Here is a 20,218-nt window from a genome sequence, read left to right on the forward strand (position 1 = left end):
TTCCCCCCCCGCCGATCCAGCCTCGCCACCAGCCGGTCCCCCGCCCACTGGATGCCGCAGACCAGGACGATCAGCACGATGACCACCGCGATCATGATGGACGTCTCAAATCGTTGATAGCCGTAGCGGATGGCGAGGTCGCCGAGGCCGCCGGCACCGATGGCGCCGGCCATGGCCGAGGCACCGATCAGCGTCACCAGCGTCACCGTGAAGCCGGCGACAATGCCGGGCAGGGCTTCCGGCACCAGCACCTCGCGGATGATCGTCCAGCGGTTGCCGCCCATGGCGCGCGCCGCCTCGATCAGCCCGCGATCGACTTCGCGCAGCGACACTTCGGCGATGCGCGCATAGTAGGGCGTGGCGGCGATCGACAGCGGCACGATGGCCGCCCATGTGCCGATCGAGGTGCCGACGATCAGCCGCGTCACCGGGATGAGCGCGACCAGAAGGATGATGAAGGGCACCGAACGGAAGCCGTTGATGACGGCGCCAAGCGCCCGGTTCACCCACAGGCTTTCGGCAATCCCGCCGCGTTCGGTGGCGATCAAGGCCAGGCCGAGCGGCAGGCCGAAGACCAGCGAGATGAGGCCGGAGGCGGCCGTCATCAGCACCGTCTCCCAGATCGAACGCAGCAGAAGTTCAAACAGGATCGGCGACATGGCCAAGCACCTCCACCCGCGCCTGGCGGGCCTGCAGGAATGTGATGATGTCAGCGAGATGATTTGCATCGCTGCCGGGAACCGAAAGGAACAGCGTGCCGACCGGCTGCTGCTGGATATGGTCGATGCCGCCATGGACGAGGCGGAAGGCGCCTGGAACAGCAATGGCAAGGTCGGACAGCAGCGGGCTGCTTGCTGCCTCGCCGGCCACGTCCACGCGCAGGATCGTCTCCGCGCCGGCCGCCGGCAGCAGCCGGGCCGTCAGTTCGGCTGGCAGCTGCGGCCGGATGGCGCCGAGCAGGCTTCTGGTGATGTCCGAGCGCGGGTCAGCGAACACCGACCACACCGGCCCTTGCTCTACGATGCGCCCGGCGTCGATCACCGCCACGCGGTCGGCGATCGAGCGGATCACCTCCATCTCATGGGTGATCAGCAGGATGGTCAGGCCGAGCTGCCGGTTGATATCCCTGAGCAGCGCAAGGATCGAGCGCGTCGTCTCCGGATCGAGCGCCGAAGTGGCTTCATCCGACAAAAGCAGCGCCGGCCGTGCTGCCAGCGCCCTGGCGATGCCGACGCGCTGCTTCTGGCCACCCGACAGCGACGCCGGATAGGCTTTTGCTTTCTCCGACAGGCCGACGAGATCGAGCAGTTCGGCGGCGCGCTTCAGCCTCTCGGCTTTCGGGCGCCCCTCGATCTTGAGCGGTAGCGCCACATTGTCCTCGACGGTCTTGGCCGACAGCAGGTTGAAATGCTGGAAGATCATGCCGATGCGTCGCCGCAACGGCTGCAGGTCGCGCTCGCCTAGCCGGCTGATCTCGCGGCCCTCGATGAACACCTCGCCGGAGTCAGGCCGTTCCAACCCGTTCAGGCAGCGGATCAACGTCGATTTGCCGGCGCCGCTGCGACCGATGATACCGAGGATCTCGCCCTTGCGCACGGTCAGCGAGATGCCGTCGAGCGCCGCTGTCACACCGAAGCGGCGCTTCAGGTCGACGAGGCGCACGACGTCCTGAGACGCGTCGGGCCGGGCATGCGTCGGATCGGCGGTTTCTCCGGATGCCGTGATATGCTGGTTCATGAATGTTCCTGTTCTCCGAAAACGCAATCGCGGCCCGCGCCTGAGCGCGGACCGCTGTTGCTCTCGAACCGGGTTTCCGGTCGACGATCGGGTCAATAGGCGCTGAGGCCGGTGCCCTTGTAGACCTTGTCGAACTCGGCCTTCACCGCCTCGTTCTGATAGGAGGCCACCAGCGTCTTCACCCAGGCCTCGTTCTCGTTGCCGGCCTTCACCGCGATGAAGTTGCGGTAGGGATTGTCGGCGATGGGCTCCTGCGCGATGCGGTTTTCCGGCGTCAGGCCGCTTTTCAGCGCCCAGTCGGTGTTGACCACGGCCGCGTCGAGATCCTCGACCGAGCGGCCGACGATGCCGGCGTCGAGTTCCTTGATCACCACCTTCTTCGCATTCTCGGCGATGTCGGCGGTGGTGGCCAGAATGCCGGTGCCGTCTTTCAGCTTGATCACGCCCTCGTTCTGCAGCACGCGCAGCGCCCGGCCTTCGTTGGATGGGTCGTTCGGCACGCCGACGACCGCGCCCTCGGGCAGGTCGGCGACTGCTTTGTACTTCTTCGAATAGAGGCCGATCGGCCAGACGCCGGTATAGCCGACACGCACGATGTGGTAGCCCTGTGTCTTGATCTGGTTGTCGAGATAGGGCTGGTGCTGGAAGGCGTTGGCGTCGATCTCGCCGCGCTCCAGCGCCTCGTTGGGCTGGGTGTAGTCGTTGAACACCACGGTCTCGATGGCGAGGCCCTTTTCGGCCGCCTGGGCGACGACGACGCGCCAGACATCCTCGTCCTCGCCGCTGATGATGCCGACCTTGATCGCCTTCTTGTCCTCGGCGAACGAAGCATGCGGCGCCATCAAGCTGCCGACCGCGACGGCCGATGCGAACAGCAGAGCCAAGCCGCTGCGCCGGCTGATGGTTGACCCTGAGGAAGATGGCAAAGTGTTTTTGAAGTCGGACATGATTGATCTCTGCGGTTGTGAAGTCATGCGGCCAAGCGGACTGCCCAGCCTTGATCACATCGTCAGAAATTCTATTGATTTAATCAAAGAACGCGTTTCGCCGTTCTCGCCAAAGCCGGGAATATTCTCTCAAAAATTCCAACGAAGAGAGAACAAGACGGCGCTCGGCCGACCGCCGCCGGATCTAAGGCGATCCCGGGCATCTCCGTGGGAAGGTCAGATTCGGAAGGAGACCAGCGCCACGGTTGGTCTCAAAGCGCGATCCAGGCGGTCTTGAGTTCCAAATATTTCTCCAGCGCGTGCAGCGACTTGTCGCGGCCGAAGCCCGACTGCTTGACGCCGCCGAGCGGCACGGTGATGTCGGCGCCGCCATAGGTGTTGACGTGGACGACGCCGGCATTGATGGCGCGCACCATGCGATGCGCGGTGGAGAGGTTGGCGGTCCACACCGCGGAGGCAAGCCCGTAGACGGTCGAATTGGCAAGCCGAACCGCCTCCTCCTCGGTTTCGAAGCGCATCACGCCGAGCACCGGCCCGAACACCTCCTCACGCGCAAGCTGCATGTCTTGCGTGACGTTCTCGAAGATCGTCGGCGCCATGTAGCTGCCGCCGGTCTCTGTCAGGATCCGTTCGCCGCCGGTGACGAGACGGGCACCTTCTTCCGTGGCCCTGGTGACGAAACCGAGGTTCTTGTCCAGCTGTTCGGCGCTCGATACCGCGCCGATGTCGCTGGAGAGATCGAGCGGGTCGCCGACTTTCAGCCGGGTCGTTGCCAAGAGAAGCTCGTCCATGAAACGGTCATAGACCGACGCCTGGACGAGCAGGCGCGAGCCAGCGACGCAGACCTGGCCGGAATTGCGAAAAATGCCGTTGGCCGAGACGACCGCCGCCTGTTTCAGGTCGGGAGCATCGGCAAAGACGATGTTGGGCGACTTGCCGCCGAGTTCGAGGAAGGCGCGTTTCAGGTTGGAGCGAGCGGAATATTCGAGCAGCCGTCGGCCGACCGGGCCGGAACCGGTGAAGGCGATGGCGTCGACATCCATATGCAGGCCGAGCGCCTCGCCGGTAACCGAACCACGGCCGGTGACGACATTGAGCACACCGGCGGGAAGTCCGGCCTCGCTTGCCAGTTCGGCCAGCCGCAGCAGCGTCAGCGAAGCGATTTCCGGCGGCTTGACCACCACGCAATTGCCGGCGGCAAGCGCCGGCGCAATCTTCCAGGCGCCGATCATCAGCGGAAAATTCCACGGCACGATGACGCCAACGACGCCGAGCGGCTCCTTGTGGATCAGTCCCAGAACATTGTCGGCCGTCGGCGCGATCTCGCCATAGACCTTGTCGATGGCCTCGGCGTAGTAGCGGATGGTGCCTGCCGCCGACAGCGGTTCGGCCTTGTAGGCCATGCCGATCTCGGTGCCATTGTCGCGCACGCCGAGCACGGCGAGCTCGTCGGCATGCTTTTCGACCAGCTCGGCGAATTTCGTCAGCACCTTCTTGCGAAAGGCCGGCGCTGATCGCGACCACGAGCCCTTCTCGAACGCCTTGCGCGCCGACTTCACGGCGCGGTCGATATCGGCGGCGTTGCCGTCGGCGATGCTGGCGAAAGGTCGGCCGTCGATCGGCGACGTCACCGGCAGGCTTGCGCCGCTTGTTGCCTCGATCTGCACGCCATCGATGAACAGCCCCCGCGCGCCGATCTCCGTCTTGCGCAGCGTGTCGATGGCATTCTGACTGATCATGGATGACGGACTCCCAAGGACACATGCAATGTGGTGGGCGCGCGGAATTCCCAGCCGCGGAACACCGGTTCCCTGCCCTGCACAAGGCTGAGATCGGGGAAGCGTTGGAGCAACAGCCTTACCGCAAGGCACATCTGCTCGCGTGCGAAGAACCGGCCCGAGCAGAAATGATGGCCGAAGCCGAAGGCGGCATGGTTGCCTTCATCGCGGTTGATGTCGAAGCGGTCGGGATCGGCAAAGCGGCTCTCGTCGCGGCTTGCCGAAGAGACGAGGGCGGCCACCGCTGCACCGGCCGGGATCGTCACGCCGCCAAGCTCGACCGCCCGCGTCGTCTGCCGTGTCTGGGTGCCGATCGGCGCCACCCAGCGCAAGCCCTCGTCAACCGCCTTCGACACAAAGGTCTCGGGATCGGCGAGCACCTGCCGCATCTGTTCGGGATGGGCCAGCAGGCCGGCGACGATCGAGCCGGCGCCATGTCCGGGCTCCTGCATGCCGCCGAGCAAGATCACCTTGATGCTCGGCATCAGGAAGTCGATTGGCCGCGTCGTGCCCTCCGGCATGCCGTCATGCAGCATATGCGACAGCGCGGAAACATCCGGTGCACGAGCAAGCCTTTCCAGCGTCGGCAGGATGGCGTCGCCGACCTCGGCGCTGATCGCGTCGGCGATCTCCTGCCGCTTCGGGTCGTTCTCGAAATTGATGGCGCCCTGGGCAAGGCCGTAGAACCAGCGGCGCAGCGTCGGCATCTCGATGTCGGCAAGGCCGAGCGAGCGCGCCAGGCTGAGCGTCGACACCGGCTCGAAATAGTCGGCCATTAGTTCGGCCGCACCCTGTTCGGCGATCCGGTCGAGGTAGGGCTCGGCGATCGATCGCACGAGGTCGCCGGCATAGGCGGCGACGGTGCGCGGCCGGTATTTCGAGTCGACGCCCTGTCGCAGCTGTTTGTGCGTCTCGCCATCGGTGGTCAGGATGGTCGGCTTGCCGAAGGAGCGCTCGACGGGCGACGAGCCGACGACGGCGGAGAAGATGTCGGGAGACTTGGCGACGCTCTCGACATCCTTCCAGCGGGTGACGAACCACAGATTGACCGCCGGCACGAAGGTGACCGGCGCACTGCGCCTGAGCTCTGCATAGATCGGGTAGGGATCTGCTTCCAATGCCTCGACGGTGATATTTTCGGCAAAGCTCAAATCCGCCACTCCCCTTTGTGGTGTAAGGGGCGGCGTGGCACGCCCCCCCTTTGCTTTTCTCAATCTTTCAGCGGCTGGCCGAGGTTTTTGAACGCGACCGGATCGCGGCTCTTCAGCGCGCTGGCCAGCAGCAGGCCGACGATCGCGGCGATCAGCACCAGCCCCGGCAGGAACACGCCAAGGAAACCGCCGGCCCCGGACAGGCTGCCGAAATTGATGACGATCAGGTAGATGATGATGACGAAGGCGATGAAGGTCAGCCCGGGCAGGATGGTGGTCTTCATCGCGTTCTCCTGCGTCGATGGATTGGCGCGGAAGAACATCACCACGGCAAGCGAGGCCACCGCCATCATGACGATGACGCCGAGTGTCGCGACGTTGGTCAGCCAGGAGAACAGCGCCAGCACCGGATCGAGGCCGAGCACGGCGAAGAGGCCGACGACGACCGCGGCGAGCACGCTCTGGATGATGGAAGCGACATGCGGGCTCTGGTGCACCGCATGCGTCACGCCGACCGTCTGCGGCAACAGTTTTTCGCGGCCCGAGACATAGATATAGCGCGCAACCGCATTGTGGAACGCCAGCACGCCGGCAAACAGGCTCGACACGAACAGGATGCTCATCGCCTGCGACAGCATCGTGCCGGCGTAACGATCCGACAGGCCGAACAGGAAGGTCGTCGGATCCTGCAGCCCTTGCAGCGTCGGCAGCAGCTTGTCGACACCGGCGCCGACCGCCATCAGCCATGCCGTGAGCATGTAGAAGACACCGATCAGCACGACCGAAAAGTAGGTGGCGCGCGGAATGGTGATCTTTGGATCGCGTGCCTCCTCGGCATAGATCGTCGTCGCCTCGAAACCGATGAAGGCGGCAAAGCAGAACAGGATGGCGATGGCCGGCGAGCCGCTGACGATCTGGCTCCAGCTGAATGGCGCCGCCGACAGGCCGCTGTCGCCGCCGGTCTTGAGGATGGCGATGTCGAGGACCAGCACCACAAGATATTCGCACAGCACCAGCACCGTCAGGATCTTGGCGGAGAGGTCGACCTGCCGGTAGCCGAGCACGGCCACCAGCGCGATGGCGATGAAGCTCCACACCCACCAGGGCAAATTGATGCCCCAGCCGGCGAACAGGCCTGATGTCGCGGCACCGAGCAGGCCCATGACCCCGATCTGCATGGCATTGTAGGACAGGATGGCGATCAGCGCCGTGGCGCCGCCGGCCATGCTGCCCAGGCCGCGCGCGGCATAGGCATAGAAGGCGCCGGCATTGCCGACATGGCGTGACATGGCGACATAGCCCACCGCGAACAAAAGCAGCAGCAGCGTCACGATCAGATAGGTGCCGGCAAAGCCGGCGCCATTGCCCATCAGCATGCCGAGCGGCGTGCCGCCGGCGACTGCCGTGAGCGGGGCGGCCGCCGAAATCACCATGAAGGTGATGGCGCCCACGCCAAGACTGTTCTTGCGCAGCCTGTTGGCCGGCGCCTGTTCTGCAACTGCTGTCATTGATCCCTCCTGTTTGCAAACCCTCAGGCTCGCCGGCCGAATGGCCTGTCCCATGCACTCTGGTGGTCGGTTCATTATTTGAACTGTTATTTTGAATATAGACTTGCAAACAATGCTGATGCCTGTCAAGTTAATTCACACGTTAAATGATTGTCCCGAACCGGGAGGCAAATTTGAGTACGGTCGGAAAAGCGATCTCGCTTCTGGAGCTGTTCAGCGTCGACGAGCCCGAGCTCGGCCTGTCCGATCTGGCGCGCCGCTCGGGCTTCGACAAGGCGACGACACGGCGGCTGCTGGTTGCGCTGGCCGGCCATGGTTTTGTCGAGCAGGATATCGGCACGCGGCATTATCGCCTCGGCGCCGGCCTGTCGCGGCTGGCGCGCATCCGCGAAGCGCGCTTTCCCTTCCTGCAGACAGCTGTTCCGCTGGTGCGGGACCTGGCGGCATCGACGGCCGAGACCGTGCATTTGTCGGAATTCGGCGTCGACAGCCTGGTCACCGTCCATGTCGAGCATCCGGCATGGGCGAACCGGGTCAACATCGACATCGGTCAGTTGCTGCCCCTGCATTCGACCGCGTCGGGCATCGCCTATCTGGCCTTCGCCCGCGACGAGACCGTCAAGGCGTGCCTGACGGGTTCGCTCGACGCTTTCACGGCCCATACGCTGATCGAGCCGGCCGCCATCTCCAGATCCACGGGCGAGGCGCGCGAGCGCGGCTATTCGATCTGCGACCAGGGCTATGAGGAAGGTGTGATCAGCGTCGCGGCGGCAATCCGCGGGGCGGATGGCTTTGCGCTCGGCACCATCGCGGTAGCGGCGCCAAAGGCCAGAACGACGGCAGCCGCGATCGCCGAACGGGGACTTGCCGTGAGGGAGGCGGCACGGGAGATTTCCATGCGCCTCAACGGCGAAAACCTGCAAATCTTGAGGAGGCAGGCCTGATGCCCTCGGAGACAGCGCCCCGCATCCTGGTCATCGGCACCGGCGACACAAAGGCCGAAGAGCTGCTGTTCATGAAACAGTGCATCGAGGCGTCGGGCGGCAGCGCCGTGATGATGGATGTCAGCGTGCTGGGCGACCCGCCCTACAGCCCGGACCACGACAAGCACGCCGTGGCCCGGGCTGTAGATGTGACGATCGCCGAGATCGTTTCGAGCGGTGATGAGAACACCGCCATGACGCTGATGGCCGGCGGCGCCGTGCAGCTGGTGCGCAAGCTCCATCAAAGTGGCGAGATCGACGCGTTCATTGCCATAGGCGGCTCCATGGGAACCGATCTGGCGCTCGACGTGGCGCTTTGCCTGCCGCTCGGCGTGCCGAAATTCGTCGTCTCGACCATCGCCTATTCGCATCTCATCCCGCCCGAGCGCGTCGCCCCCGACCTGATGATGATCCTCTGGGCGGGCGGACTGTACGGCCTCAACAACATCTGCAGGCTGGTCCTGTCGCAGGCCTGCGGTGCGGTCGTCGGCGCGGCTAAAATCGTACTGGCGTCTCGCGTGTCGGCGCAGGCACCGGGGCCGACCATCGGCATGACCTCGCTCGGCAGCAGCTGCCTGCGCTACATGAAGACGCTGAAGCCGGCCCTGGAACGGCGCGGCTATGACGTTGCCGTCTTCCACACCACCGGAATGGGCGGCCGCGCCTTCGAATCGATCGCCGGCCAAGATCATTTCTGCGCGGTCTTCGACTTCAGCCTGCAGGAAATCACCAATCATCTCGCGGGATCCGTCGTCAGTTCCGGCACCGACCGGCTGGAGAATGCCGGCGCTCGCGGCACTCCGCAGATCGCCGCCCCCGGGGCGGTCGACATGGTCGATCTGCCGACCTGGCAGGATTTGCCGGCTAAATTCTCGACGCGGCCGTTTCATGCCCACAACAGGCTGATCGCTTCGGTCACCGTCGATGCCGACGATCGCCGCCAGGTCGCCAGGACCATCGCCGCCAAGCTCGGTGCCGCGAAAGGCCGCTCCGCCTTCATCCTGCCAACCGGAGGCATCCAGGAATGGGACGTGCAGGGTGAGCCGCTCTATGAACCCGAGGCTCTCGCGGCCTTCGCCGATGAAATGCGTCGGGCTATTCCCGCCGGGGTCGAGTTCCACGAGATCGACGCTCACATCAACAGCGACGACTTCGTCGGCAAGGCGCTCGAGATCTTCGACCGCTGGGTCGAGGAAGGCATCGTCCCGCGCGGCAAGCCGGCCAAGGGAGTGGCAGCGTGAGTGCTGTTCCCGCCCAGGCGCTTGTCCTTGATTTCGGCGGCGTCGTCACCCGCACACTGTTCGAGACCCACGCCTTGACCGAACAGGCGCTCGGCCTCACGCCGGGGACGCTGCAATGGCGCGGGCCGTTCGATCCGCACGGCGATCCGCTGTGGCGCGCCATGCAAGCCGACGAGATCAGCGAGCGCGACTATTGGCGCACCCGCACAAGCGAGGTTGGCCGTCTCGTCGGCGAGGACTGGCAGGCGATGGAAACCTTCGTCCGGCGCGCGCGTGGCGCGGAGCCGGAAAAGGTGGTGCGGCCCGAAGCCGACAGCGCCATCCGCACGGTGCATGCGGCCGGATTTCGGCTGGCAATCCTGTCCAATGAACTCGACCTGTTCTACGGCGCCGATTTCCGCCGGCGGCTGCCGCTGCTCGGCCTGTTCGACACGATCGTCGACGCCACTTACACCGGCATACTCAAGCCCGATCCGCGCGCCTATGCCTTGGTCACCGAAGCGCTCGGCCTGCCGGCCGGTGCTTGCGTCTTCGTCGACGACCAGCAGCGCAATGTCGATGGCGGCTGTGCTGCCGGCATGCGCACGCTTCATTTCGACGTTGCTCACCCGGCCCAATCCTATGCCGAAGCACTCGGCCATTTCGACCTCGTTTCAGCTGCCTGAGATTTTTGCGGAGCCCTTTCATGCGCGACATCAATTTCCTCACCGAGACCAACGCCAAGCCGATCTGGCACCCAATGGCGCATCCGGCCGAGATGCGGGCCAACCCGCCAAAGGTGATCATGAAGGGCGAGGGCGTGATGGTCACCGACATCGCCGGCAACACCGTGCTCGATGCCGTCGGCGGCCTGTGGAACGTCAATCTCGGCTACAGCTGCGACCCGATCAAGAAGGCGATCGCCGACCAGCTTGGCGCGCTGCCCTATTATTCCGGCTTTCGCGGCACTTCGACCGGACCGTCGGTCGAACTCGCCTACGAACTCTGCGAATGGTTCGAGCCAGAAGGCATGGTGCGGACCTTCTTCACCTCGGGCGGTTCGGACTCGGTCGAAACAGCGCTGCGACTGGCCCGGCAATACTGGAAGATCCGCGGCCAGGCCGACCGGACAAAATTCCTCGCCCTGAAGAAGGGCTATCACGGCACGCATTTCGGCGGCGCCTCGGTCAACGGCAACGCCAATTTCCGCCGCAACTACGAGCCGCTGCTGCCCGGCGTCTTCCACATTCCCGCGCCCTGGACCTTCCGTAACCCGTTCGACGAGACCGATCCCGCGCGGCTGGCAAAACTGTGCGCCAAGGCGCTGGAGGACGAAATCGCCTTCCAGGGCGGCGACACCATCGCCGCTTTCATCATGGAGCCGGTTCTCGGCGCCGGCGGCGTCATCGTTCCGCATGAGAGCTTCATGCCGCTGGTGCGCGAAATCTGCGACCGCCACGAGATCCTGCTGATCGCCGACGAGGTGGTGACGGGCTTCGGCCGCACCGGCGCATGGTCGGGCTCGCGTCTGTCCGGCGTGAAGCCGGATTTCATGACCATCGCCAAGGCGATCACGTCAGGTTATTTCCCGCTCGGCGCGACCTTGATCGGCGCCAAGGTGGCCGAAATCTTCGAGGCCGACAAAACCAGCTTCGGCGCCATCGGCCACGGCTATACCTATTCCGGCCACCCGGTCGGCTGCGCGGCGGGTCTGGCGGCGCTTGCCGAGACCAAACGGCTGCGCCTGAACGAGAACGCGGCGGCACGGGGCGTCGAACTCGCGGCCGCGCTGGAGGGGCTGAAGGCGAAACACTCGATCGTCGGCGATGTCAGATACAAGGGCCTGATGGCGGCGCTGGAACTGGTCTCGTACCGTGCCACCAAGAAGCCTGCCGACAAGAAGACCATGGCCCTGGTTTCGGAGGCGGCCTATGAGGCCGGTGTCATGCTGCGCGTCTCCGGCAACGCCATCATCCTGTCGCCGCCGCTCATCATCACCGCCGCCGACGTGACGAAAATCGGCGAAGCATTGGATGCAGGCCTGTCGAAGGTCTGACGGTTTAGTGGATGGAACGGAGTTTCGAGATGCAAATGGCTCAATCGCAGGAAGCTCTGGTTAGCCGGCGTTCCCGCCTGCTCGGGGGGAAATCGCAATTGTTCTATGATGAGCCCGTGCACCTGGTGCGCGGCGAGGGCGTCTGGCTCTACGATGCCGACGGCCGCAAATACCTCGACGCCTACAACAATGTCGCGCATGTCGGCCACTGCCACCCGCATGTGGTCGAGGCCCTTTGCCGGCAGGCAAGCCTGCTCAACACCCACACACGCTATCTGCACACCGCCATCCTCGACTATGTCGAGCGGCTGACCGCGACCTTCGATGCCAGCCTGTCGACCGCCATCCTGACCTGCACCGGCAGCGAGGCCAACGACATCGCGCTGCGCATGGCGCAGGCCGCGACCGGCCGCATGGGCATCATCGCCACCGACGCCACCTACCATGGCAACACCACGGCGGTTTCGCAGCTCAGCACCCGCATGCCGCCGGTCGGAGGCCGCGCCCGCAACGTCAGGCTGGTGCCGGCGCCCGACAGCTATCGCCATCCGGATGCGATGGCCAACGGCAAAGCCTTTGGCGACGCGGTGCGCGAAGCCATCGCGTCGCTGGAAGAGAACGGCATCGGCCTGTCCGGCATCATCCTCTGCCCGCTGCTCGCCAATGAAGGCTTTCCGACGCTACCCAGCGGCTTCTTCGACGGTGCCATGCGCGCGGTGCGCGACGCCGGAGGACTGGTCATCGCCGACGAGGTGCAGCCCGGTTTCGGCCGAACCGGCAGCCATTTCTGGGGCCACCAGCGCGCCGGCTTCGTTCCCGACATCGTCACCATGGGCAAGCCGATGGGCAACGGCCATCCGGTCGCCGCCGTGGTCACCACCAAGGACACATTGGCGACCTTCCGCAACGCTTTCCGTTACTTCAACACCTTTGGCGGCAATCCGGTTTCCTGCGCGGTGGCCAATGCCGTCCTCGACGTCATCGAGCAGGACGATCTCGTCGCCAACTCACGCGATGTCGGCGCCTATGCGCTCGGTCTGCTGCGCCCGCTGGCCGAGCGCCATGAATGCATCGGCGAGGTCAGGGGCGCCGGCCTGTTCTTCGGCGCCGAACTGGTTCACGACCGCGAGACGCGCGAGCCGGCGCCCGACATTGCCGAGCAGGCCGCCAACCGCATGCGCCATCGCGGCGTGCTGATGGGCAAGACTGGTATCCACGGCAATGTGCTGAAGATCCGCCCGCCAATGCCGTTTTCACGCGACAATGCCGACGTCCTGATCGGGCTGCTTGACGAAGTGCTTGGTGAAGTCGGCGGAGTGAAGGCGTGAGCGCTGTTTCCGCGCAGTCCGAGCCCGAGACGGCAGCCGATGTCACGGCGCTTGCCAGGCGCGCGCTCACCCATTGGGGCATTGATGAGGGTGAGCCGGAACTGCTGAAATTCCGCGAGAACGCGGTGTTTCGCGTCATCTTGCCAACAGGCCAGCCGGCCGCCATGCGCATTCATCGGCTTGGCTATCACACGGACGCCGCCCTGCGCTCGGAACTGCAATGGATGGGCTTTCTGCAATCGGCCGGCATCGCCACACCCTCGCCGGTCGCCACGCCGGCCGGCGATCTGTTCGTGCTTGTCAGCGCCAACGCCTCAGTGCAACCCCGTCAAGTCGATTGCTTGAGCTGGCTGGAAGGCCGCGCCGTCGGCGCGCGAGGCGTGCCGCTGGATTTTACGCCCGAGCAGGCAAGACAGGTCTTTACCGCGATGGGCCGAACCATCGCCCACATGCACAATGTCACGTCTGCCTGGACGCCGCCCGCCGGCTTTGCCCGCCATGCCTGGGATTTCGACGGCTTCTTCGGTGCGAACCCGATTTGGGGCCGTTTCGAGACCTCGCCCTTCCTCGACGGCCCTCGTCGCGAGCTGGTTTTCCAGGCGCGGGGAAAGGCCGTGAAGGCGCTGTCGGAGCATGAACGCAGCGCCCGCAATTTCGGCATCATCCACGCCGACCTGGTGCGCGAGAATGTGCTCGTCCATGACGGCGCGATCCGCATCATCGACTTCGACGATTGCGGCCATGGCTGGCACATGTACGACCTTGCCGTCGCGCTGTACCAGAACCGCGAGGAGGCGATCTATCCGCTGATCGAGGCCGCTCTGCTCGACGGCTATCGGCAGGAGCGGGAGCTGACGGCGCGCGACATCGCCGCGCTGCCGCTGTTTTCGGCCTTGCGCGCCTTCGCCTTTCTTGGCTGGGTGCAGAGCCGCGTCGAAGGCGACATCACCAGGGATGTCGGCATGCGCATGTCGGCCATCGCGGCCGATGTGGTGATTGCCTATCTGCGTGGGGATTAGGGCCGATCGATAAGAACCAGCGGGTCATCAGCCCTTCGCGAAATGGATGCTGACCGTGCCCGAACTGCCGAAATCGGCAACGATCATGTCGCCGGGCCGCGCCTCGACCGGGCGCACGAACGATCCCGAGAGCACCACCTCACCTGCCGCGATCGACATGCCGTAGCGGGCGAGCCTGTCCGCCAGCCAGGCGATGCCCATCGCCGGATGGTTGAGCACGCCGGCACCGAGCCCGGTTTCCTCGACCTCGGCGTTGCGCGAGACGATGGCGCCGATCCAGCGCATGTCGGCCTCATCAGGACGTTGCGGCCGGCCGCCGATGACAATGCCGGCATTGGCGGCATTGTCGGAAATCGTGTCGAAGAAGGTGCGTGCCTTCTTCGTCTCGGCATTGACGCGCTCGATGCGCGTGTCGAGGATTTCCAGCGCCGGGGTGATGTAGTCGGTGGCGTGGAGCACGTCGGAGATGGTCACGCCGGGGCCTTTCAGCGGCGCCTTCATGACGAAGGCGATCTCGGCCTCGACGCGCGGCTGGATGAAGCGGCCGGCCGGCACCGTCGCGCCGTCATGGAAGAACATGTCGTCGAACAGCACGCCCGAATCCGGCGTGTCGATGGCAAGCGCGTACTGCATTGCCTTCGATGTCAGCCCGATCTTCCAGCCCTTCGGCTTCAGCCCGGCATCGATCTTGCGCGTCACCAGCGCCGCTTGCACGCGGTAGGCGTCCTCCATCGTCGCATCGGGAAAATCGAGGCTGAGCAGACGGATCTGGCGGCGCGACCGCTCGGCCTCGAACAGCCGTGCCGCGGCGTCTTCCACTTGCTCCGGGGTCATTGCGCTGCCTCGTCGACGACACCGTTTCTGAGCACGCCGATGCCATCGGCCTCCACCTCGATCACATCGCCGGGCTTCAGCCAGATCGGCGGATCGAAGCGGGCGCCGGCACCCGTCGGCGTGCCGGTGACGATGATATCGCCCGGCACCAGTGTGGTGAAGGTCGAGACATAGGCGATAATCTTGCGAAACGAGAAGATCATCCGGCTGGTGCGGTCCTGCTGGCGCAGCTCGCCATTGACGCGGGTGGTCAGCGCGATGTCGGCGATCTGCGCCTCGTCGGTGAACGGTACCAGCCACGGGCCGATCGAGCCGCTGCGGTCGAAATTCTTGCCTTGCGTGACGTTGAACTTGGCATGGCGCACCCAGTCGCGGATGGTGCCTTCATTGCACAGCGAGAGCGCCGCGATATGGCCGAGCGCGTCGGCCTCGGCAATGCGCCGGCCGGCCTTGCCGATGACGATGACGATCTCGCCCTCATAGTCGAGCTGCGGTGATTCCGGCGGCCGCACCAGCGGCGCGCCATGGCCGACGAAGGAGCGGGGGAAGCGGATGAACAGTGACGGGTTGGAGGGCGCTGCCTGGCCGTCCTTGTACTCCTCGTTGCGGTCCGGATAGTTGACGCCGACGCAGATGATCTTTTCCGGTGACGGGATCGGGATTTCATAGGCGATGGCGTCGAGCGGGAAATCTGCGGCGAAGGCCTCGGCCGCTTCCGCCAGCCGCCGCAAGGCGCCGGCCTCGATCACTTCACGCAGCGTCGGCCATTGGCCGTAACGAGCCGACAGGTCGATGACGCCCTTGCTCGTGATCGCGCCATAGCGCGTCTTGCCGCCGACGGTGAAGGTGGCGAGCCGGCCATGTCCAGTCATCCGTGTCTCCTCGTAAGGTTCATCGTCACGGCGCAATGATCGGCGAAGCCGCCAAATCCGGCTGGCGTGCCTTCGCTCCGGCAAACACACTGCCCTCCTCGAACCAGCTTTTCGGCGCCGGCGCGCCCCACAGCGTCTGGCGTTGCGGGTCCTTGAGGTCCCATTTTATCGGCTCGAGGTCCGGATCGACCGTCTGGTAATCCGAACAGTAAATCTCGATGCGGTGGTTGTCCGGGTCTCTGACATAGAGGAAGAAGGCGTTGGAAATACCGTGCCGGCCGGGGCCGCGTTCGATGTTCGGCAAATAGCCCGTCGTTGCCATCAGATCGAGCAGGTCGATGATGTTGAGCGGCGTCGGCACCCAGAAGGCGACATGGTGCAGGCGCGGCCCGATGCCGTTGGTGAAGGCGATGTCGTGCACGCCGCCCTTGCGGTGCGTCCACGCCGCCCACAGCCTTCCGCTGCTGGCGTCCTCGGTATACTCGGTCACCCGGAAGCCGAGCTCGTTGTAGAAGGCGACGGACTCGTCGACATTGGGCGAGAAGCAGTTGAAGTGGTCAATGCGCAGCGGCTTGACGCCCTTGTACAGCGCATACTTCTGGTGGATCGGCGGCAGCCGCTCCATCTCAGCGTAGAATTCGAGCGGAATGCCGTGCGGATCGCGGGTGCGGAAGGTGCGCGACTGGTAGGGTCGCTCGACCCATTCCACCGGCAGGCCCTTGTCCTTGAAGAAATGCACTGCCTTGTCGAGGTCTTCATCCGAGAAGACCTTGAAGCCAAGGTCGCGCGCTTCTGCCGTGGCCGCCTTCTTCAGCACGATGCAATGGTGCCCACGCTCCTCCAGCGCCCTGAGATAGATGGTGTCCGATGTCTCGTCGGTGACCTGCAGGCCGAGCGTATCGACATAGAAGGCGCGGGATTTGGCGAGGTCGGTGACGGCCAGCTCGACATGGCTGAGGCGCACGATGTTGAAGGCGGGGTAGAGATTGGGCTTGGGCAAGGGCATCTGATTTCCTCCGGTCAGCCGCCGAGTTTCTGGATCGCGTGCGCCGTCGTCGCAAAGGCTATGTTCTTCGTCTCCATGTAGAAGTCGAAGGAATGGTCCCCGCCGTCGCGGCCGATGCCGGAATTCTTGACGCCGCCGAACGGTGTCGGCAAATGGCGCACATTCTCGGAATTGACCCAGATCATGCCGGCATCGAGCGCGTCTGTGAAGCGGAAGGCGCGGGTGACGTCCGAGGTCCAGAGATAGCCGGTCAGGCCGTATTGCGTGTCGTTGGCCAGCGCAAGCGCCTCGGCCTCGTCGTTGAAGGGAATGGCGCTCAGCACCGGCCCGAAAATCTCCTCCTGCGCAATGCGCATGCCGTTGGTGACGTTGGTGAACAGTGTCGGGCCGACATAACAGCCGCCGCCCGGCCCATCGACCTTGCCGCCGCCGACGGCGAGCGTGGCCCCCTCCGACCTGCCGATGTCGATATAGGACAGCACCTTCTTCTCATGCACCGGATGGATGAGCGGGCCGACCACCGTTTTCGGATCGAGCGGATGGCCGACGACGATGCGCTTCGCCCTCTCCGCGATTTTGGCGGTGAAGCTTTCATAGATCGAAGCTTCGACCAGCAGCCGCGACGACGAGGTGCAGCGTTCGCCATTCAGCGAATAGATCATGAATACGGCGGCGTCGGCGGCGCGTTCGAGATCGGCGTCGGCAAAGACGATCACCGGGTTCTTGCCGCCAAGCTCGAAATGCACGCGCTTCAGCGTGTCGGCGCCTTGTTTCATGATCATCGAGCCGGTACGGCTCTCGCCGACAAAGCCGATCGCCTTGATGTCGGGATGCTCGGTCAACGCCTTGCCGGCATCTTCACCCAGGCCGTTGACCAGGTTCCACACACCCTTCGGCAGACCGGCCTCCTCGGCGATCTCGACCAGCAGGCGGGCGGTCAGCGGCGAAAATTCAGCCGGCTTATGAACCACCGTGCAGCCGGCCGCCAGCGCTGGCGCGATCTTCCAGGTCGACAGCATGAACGGCGTGTTCCACGGCGTGATGATGCCGACCGGGCCGATTGGCACCCGCGTGGTGAGGTTGACCTGGCCCGTGGTCCGCAGCGTCTCGCCGTCGCGCGCTTCGGGTGCACGGTCGGCGAAGAAGCGGAAATTCTCGGCACCCCGCAACGCTGCCTTGGCCATGAACTTCAGCGCCTGGCCGGTATCCATGCATTCGACGAAGGCTATCTCCTCGGCACGCGCCTCGATCGCGTCGGCGATTCTGTGCAGCAGCTTCTTGCGCGCTTCGCCCGGCATGGCGGCCCAGGCCGGAAACGCAGCCTTGGCCGCCCTGGCGGCGCGGTCGATGTCGGCGGCTCCGCCGCGCGCGACGCTTGCCAGCGGCTTCAGGTCGACCGGCGACAGCGTTTCGAACGTCGCGCCGTCGAGCGCCGGTACCGCCTCGCCGCCGATCTGGTTCAACACGCCATCGCGCCTGAAGCGGTCCATATAGGCCTCGGCCTTGTTCAGATTGCCTTGCAGGTCGGACATGTCGGGTTCCGTCACTTGCCGCGCAGTCGCGGGTGGATTGCGTTTCTCTTCCAACTCAGCTCCGGGTCGATTTCCCGGATCTCGAGCGACAGGGCGAAATGCGGGGTCTCGAACAGCCCGGCGAGATATTCGCTCACCGCCGCGAAGACGGCTTCGCCGGTCCGCTTCTTCTCATCAGGGCTGCGGCCGGTGCCGATGCGAAACGACATGTCGAGAAAAGCGTTTTCCGGCAGACTGTCGGCCATCGCGTAAGCCTCGGCGCGAAAGGCCCGCACCCGCACGGCGCCGGTCTCGAACAGCCCGGTGTCCAGCACGGTGCGCAACACCAGCGCGCACAATTCGCCCATGTCGACCTTGGCATCGAGATTGGCTGAATACTCGATGGAGAAGTGAGGCACGGCGTTTCCCTGGTCTATTGCTTTTGTTGTAGTTAACGCGTTAATTACATGCAACGCCGACGAAGTCAAGTCTTGCATCGGCCTTGGCGCAACGATACGGGATGGCAGGAACGGGCCCTGGCAGGCGGATTCGGCTGAGGGAAGGCCTGTTTTCGATCGCAAGCGTGGGAGGCTCTTTTTCTTGCTGCCTGAAAACACCCGTCGTTCTCTGCCAATGGCGCTGCTTCATGCCCGCGAAGCGGTGATGGCGCGGTTTCGGCCGATGCTTGCGGCGCATGACGTGACCGAACAGCAATGGCGCGTGCTGCGTGTGCTCAGCGAAGCCGGCCCGGTCGAGGCGACCGAGCTTGCCGACCGCGCCTCGGTTTTGCCGCCCAGCCTGACGCGCATCATCAAGGCGCTCGAGGGCCGCAAATTCATCACCCGCAACAAGGCCGAAGGCGACGGCCGCCGCGTCGTTCTAACCATTGCGCCCGCCGGTTCCGCCCTGATCGACACCCTGTCGCCGGAGCGTCGCGTCATTTATGACGACATCGAACAGCGATTCGGCCACGAAAAGCTCGAGCAGTTGCTCGATCTGCTGGAGACGCTGATCGACGGCGAGAGCTGATCGTTCCGGCTACCTCAGAAGTTTCGACGGTCGCTTGGTTGACGGCCCGCATACCTTGAAAATGGCCGAAACACCCGATGGGGGTCAGCTAACCTCGCAACCTCGCCCCTTCCGGATCGAAGAACGGTATCGGAGCCACCACCGCACGCGTCGGCTTACCACCGATATCAATGCTCAATTCGGTGCCGACAGCCGTGAAGGGCAGCCGCAGATGCGCGGTGGCCAGCACCTTGCCGAGGGAATAGCCGTGCTCGCTGTAGGTGACGATGCCGGCGTCCTCGCCATCGGCCAGAATCCTGGCATCGGCCGCGGCCGGCTTGTCGCCGTCGAGGATCAGTCCGACCCATTGCTCGTCGAGGCCCTTGTCGCGAACCTTGAGCAAAGCTTCGCGGCCGATGAAATCGCCCTTGTCGAACTTGATCCAGCGGTCGAGGCCGACATGGAACGGGGTGCGGGTCTCGTCCATGTCGATGCCGTGCGCCGGATAGGCCTTTTCCAGGCCCAGCGTGAACATCGCCAGCACGCCATAGGGTTTCAGGCCAAAGTCACGGCCGGTGCGCATCAGCGCGTCCCAGAGAGAGGCCGCCTCGTCGGCCGGCACGAACAGTTCGAAGCCGAGTTCGCCGGTGACGCCGGTGCGCGAGATCAGTACTCTCGTGCCGTTGATATGGCCCGACGTGAACGACCAGCGCTTCAGTCCATCCAGATCGGCATCCGCGATCAACGCTTTCAGCAGTTCGCGCGAGCGCGGACCCTGGATGGTCGGGAAGGCGATGGCCGCCGTGATGTCGGTGACATAGGCCTTGCGGCCCTGAGCGTGATGCTGCAGCCAGGGCAGCATCTTCAGGCGGTTGACCGAGCCGGTCACCAGCATGAAGTGCTCCGGGCCCAACCGAAACACGGTGAGGTCGTCCATGATGCCGCCATCCTCGCGGCAGACCGTGGAATAGCGGACCTGGCCCGGTTTCATGGCAGCGGCATTATTGACGACGACATGGTTGACCAGCGCCTCGGCCTCCGGCCCCTTGATATCCATCTTGCCCATCGTGCTGAGATCCTGCACGCCGACATTCCTGCGGGTGTTCAGGTGCTCGTCGGCAATGCCGGAATAAGTTTTGGCCGAGATGAAATCGCCCCCGACACGACCCATGGTCGCGCCCAGCCCGACGATGCTGCTGTAGAAAGGGGAACGCCGCTCAGCCAAGGAAGTCTCCATCGTTCAAGAAAAACGGCAGCGCC

19 protein-coding genes are annotated in these 20,218 nt (G+C 64.6%); 7 read left to right on the forward strand and 12 right to left on the reverse strand.

The genetic code is table 11. The annotated features are described in order from the left end of the window. The 6 genes from EOA19_RS25050 to EOA19_RS25075 form a co-directional block, all read right to left on the reverse strand. Positions 1-659 (reverse strand): methionine ABC transporter permease (locus EOA19_RS25050; protein WP_164893033.1); only part of this gene is annotated, 659 nt, incomplete at its 3' end. Then, a complete protein-coding gene (locus EOA19_RS25055; RefSeq protein WP_128305114.1) occupies positions 640-1,737 on the reverse strand; it encodes a methionine ABC transporter ATP-binding protein in 1,098 nt (365 codons plus the stop codon). The genes EOA19_RS25050 and EOA19_RS25055, both read right to left, overlap by 20 nt. A gap of 92 nt (positions 1,738-1,829) precedes the next feature. Further along, positions 1,830-2,684 carry a MetQ/NlpA family lipoprotein gene (locus EOA19_RS25060; protein ID WP_128305115.1) on the reverse strand — a complete coding sequence of 285 codons (855 nt, stop codon included), beginning with the start codon at positions 2,682-2,684 and terminating at the stop codon, positions 1,830-1,832. A gap of 251 nt (positions 2,685-2,935) precedes the next feature. Further along, positions 2,936-4,423: an aldehyde dehydrogenase gene (locus tag EOA19_RS25065; protein ID WP_023810832.1), complete on the reverse strand. Its 1,488-nt coding sequence runs from the start codon at positions 4,421-4,423 to the stop codon at positions 2,936-2,938. Then, on the reverse strand, positions 4,420-5,613 hold the full coding sequence (locus tag EOA19_RS25070) for a cytochrome P450 (protein WP_128305116.1): 1,194 nt from the start codon (positions 5,611-5,613) through the stop codon (positions 4,420-4,422). Before EOA19_RS25070 ends, EOA19_RS25065 begins: the two co-directional genes overlap by 4 nt. 59 nt (positions 5,614-5,672) lie before the next feature. Next, positions 5,673-7,121, reverse strand: a complete 1,449-nt coding sequence (locus EOA19_RS25075) for an APC family permease (RefSeq protein WP_128305117.1) — start codon at positions 7,119-7,121, stop codon at positions 5,673-5,675. A 173-nt stretch (positions 7,122-7,294) separates the two neighbouring features. On the opposite strand from EOA19_RS25075, the gene EOA19_RS25080 reads away from it, so the two are divergent. The 6 genes from EOA19_RS25080 to EOA19_RS25105 are packed head-to-tail and all read left to right on the forward strand — an operon-like array spanning position 7,295 to position 13,727. Then, positions 7,295-8,065, forward strand: coding sequence for an IclR family transcriptional regulator (locus EOA19_RS25080; RefSeq protein ID WP_128305118.1), 771 nt, complete (start codon positions 7,295-7,297; stop codon positions 8,063-8,065). Beyond that, positions 8,065-9,345: a Tm-1-like ATP-binding domain-containing protein gene (locus tag EOA19_RS25085; protein ID WP_128305119.1), complete on the forward strand. Its 1,281-nt coding sequence runs from the start codon at positions 8,065-8,067 to the stop codon at positions 9,343-9,345. Before EOA19_RS25080 ends, EOA19_RS25085 begins: the two co-directional genes overlap by 1 nt. Next, a complete protein-coding gene (locus EOA19_RS25090; RefSeq protein WP_128305120.1) occupies positions 9,342-10,010 on the forward strand; it encodes an HAD-IA family hydrolase in 669 nt (222 codons plus the stop codon). The genes EOA19_RS25085 and EOA19_RS25090 overlap by 4 nt, the downstream gene beginning before the upstream one ends. A 20-nt stretch (positions 10,011-10,030) precedes the next feature. Continuing rightward, positions 10,031-11,380, forward strand: a complete 1,350-nt coding sequence (locus EOA19_RS25095) for an aminotransferase class III-fold pyridoxal phosphate-dependent enzyme (protein WP_128305121.1) — start codon at positions 10,031-10,033, stop codon at positions 11,378-11,380. Positions 11,381-11,415: 35 nt separating this feature from the next. After that, complete coding sequence (locus EOA19_RS25100) at positions 11,416-12,708, forward strand: aminotransferase class III-fold pyridoxal phosphate-dependent enzyme (RefSeq protein WP_128305162.1); 1,293 nt, start codon at positions 11,416-11,418, stop codon at positions 12,706-12,708. Continuing rightward, a complete protein-coding gene (locus tag EOA19_RS25105; RefSeq protein WP_128305122.1) occupies positions 12,705-13,727 on the forward strand; it encodes a phosphotransferase in 1,023 nt (340 codons plus the stop codon). Before EOA19_RS25100 ends, EOA19_RS25105 begins: the two co-directional genes overlap by 4 nt. 27 nt (positions 13,728-13,754) lie before the next feature. Here the strand turns inward: EOA19_RS25105 and hpaH are convergent, their stop codons facing one another. From hpaH to EOA19_RS25130, 5 genes are read right to left on the reverse strand one after another with little or no spacing between them, the layout of a single operon-like run. Continuing rightward, positions 13,755-14,561 carry a 2-oxo-hept-4-ene-1,7-dioate hydratase gene (gene hpaH, locus EOA19_RS25110; protein ID WP_128305123.1) on the reverse strand — a complete coding sequence of 269 codons (807 nt, stop codon included), beginning with the start codon at positions 14,559-14,561 and terminating at the stop codon, positions 13,755-13,757. After that, positions 14,558-15,433 (reverse strand): fumarylacetoacetate hydrolase family protein, encoded by an 876-nt coding sequence (locus tag EOA19_RS25115; RefSeq protein ID WP_128305124.1) that lies wholly within the window; start codon positions 15,431-15,433, stop codon positions 14,558-14,560. Before EOA19_RS25115 ends, hpaH begins: the two co-directional genes overlap by 4 nt. 25 nt (positions 15,434-15,458) lie before the next feature. After that, a complete protein-coding gene (gene hpaD, locus EOA19_RS25120; protein ID WP_127266757.1) occupies positions 15,459-16,439 on the reverse strand; it encodes a 3,4-dihydroxyphenylacetate 2,3-dioxygenase in 981 nt (326 codons plus the stop codon). A gap of 14 nt (positions 16,440-16,453) precedes the next feature. Continuing rightward, complete coding sequence (hpaE, locus tag EOA19_RS25125) at positions 16,454-17,971, reverse strand: 5-carboxymethyl-2-hydroxymuconate semialdehyde dehydrogenase (protein ID WP_127266758.1); 1,518 nt, start codon at positions 17,969-17,971, stop codon at positions 16,454-16,456. Positions 17,972-17,982: 11 nt separating this feature from the next. Then, positions 17,983-18,369, reverse strand: a complete 387-nt coding sequence (locus tag EOA19_RS25130) for a 5-carboxymethyl-2-hydroxymuconate Delta-isomerase (protein ID WP_127266759.1) — start codon at positions 18,367-18,369, stop codon at positions 17,983-17,985. Between the two features lie 214 nt (positions 18,370-18,583). On the opposite strand from EOA19_RS25130, the gene hpaR reads away from it, so the two are divergent. After that, the gene (gene hpaR / locus EOA19_RS25135) at positions 18,584-18,979 is read left to right on the forward strand and encodes a homoprotocatechuate degradation operon regulator HpaR (RefSeq protein ID WP_245486306.1); all 396 of its coding nucleotides are present in this window, start codon (positions 18,584-18,586) and stop codon (positions 18,977-18,979) included. An 88-nt stretch (positions 18,980-19,067) separates the two neighbouring features. Here the strand turns inward: hpaR and EOA19_RS25140 are convergent, their stop codons facing one another. Then, positions 19,068-20,183 carry an aminomethyltransferase family protein gene (locus EOA19_RS25140; RefSeq protein ID WP_245486308.1) on the reverse strand — a complete coding sequence of 372 codons (1,116 nt, stop codon included), beginning with the start codon at positions 20,181-20,183 and terminating at the stop codon, positions 19,068-19,070. Between the last annotated feature and the right edge of the window lie 35 nt (positions 20,184-20,218).

It is taken from the genome of Mesorhizobium sp. M7A.F.Ca.US.010.02.1.1 (assembly GCF_004023085.1).
In the GTDB taxonomy this organism is placed as follows: Bacteria; Pseudomonadota; Alphaproteobacteria; order Rhizobiales; family Rhizobiaceae; genus Mesorhizobium.

Coding starts and splice junctions, on each gene's coding strand:
- hpaE (WP_127266758.1), bottom strand. CDS start 17,971: ATGTCCGACCTGCAAGGCAATCTGAACAAGGCCGAGGCCTATATGGAC.
- EOA19_RS25065 (WP_023810832.1), bottom strand. CDS start 4,423: ATGATCAGTCAGAATGCCATCGACACGCTGCGCAAGACGGAGATCGGC.
- EOA19_RS25055 (WP_128305114.1), bottom strand. CDS start 1,737: ATGAACCAGCATATCACGGCATCCGGAGAAACCGCCGATCCGACGCAT.
- EOA19_RS25075 (WP_128305117.1), bottom strand. CDS start 7,121: ATGACAGCAGTTGCAGAACAGGCGCCGGCCAACAGGCTGCGCAAGAAC.
- EOA19_RS25085 (WP_128305119.1), top strand. CDS start 8,065: ATGCCCTCGGAGACAGCGCCCCGCATCCTGGTCATCGGCACCGGCGAC.
- hpaD (WP_127266757.1), bottom strand. CDS start 16,439: ATGCCCTTGCCCAAGCCCAATCTCTACCCCGCCTTCAACATCGTGCGC.
- EOA19_RS25100 (WP_128305162.1), top strand. CDS start 11,416: ATGGCTCAATCGCAGGAAGCTCTGGTTAGCCGGCGTTCCCGCCTGCTC.
- EOA19_RS25095 (WP_128305121.1), top strand. CDS start 10,031: ATGCGCGACATCAATTTCCTCACCGAGACCAACGCCAAGCCGATCTGG.
- hpaR (WP_245486306.1), top strand. CDS start 18,584: ATGGCGCTGCTTCATGCCCGCGAAGCGGTGATGGCGCGGTTTCGGCCG.
- hpaH (WP_128305123.1), bottom strand. CDS start 14,561: ATGACCCCGGAGCAAGTGGAAGACGCCGCGGCACGGCTGTTCGAGGCC.
- EOA19_RS25115 (WP_128305124.1), bottom strand. CDS start 15,433: ATGACTGGACATGGCCGGCTCGCCACCTTCACCGTCGGCGGCAAGACG.
- EOA19_RS25060 (WP_128305115.1), bottom strand. CDS start 2,684: ATGTCCGACTTCAAAAACACTTTGCCATCTTCCTCAGGGTCAACCATC.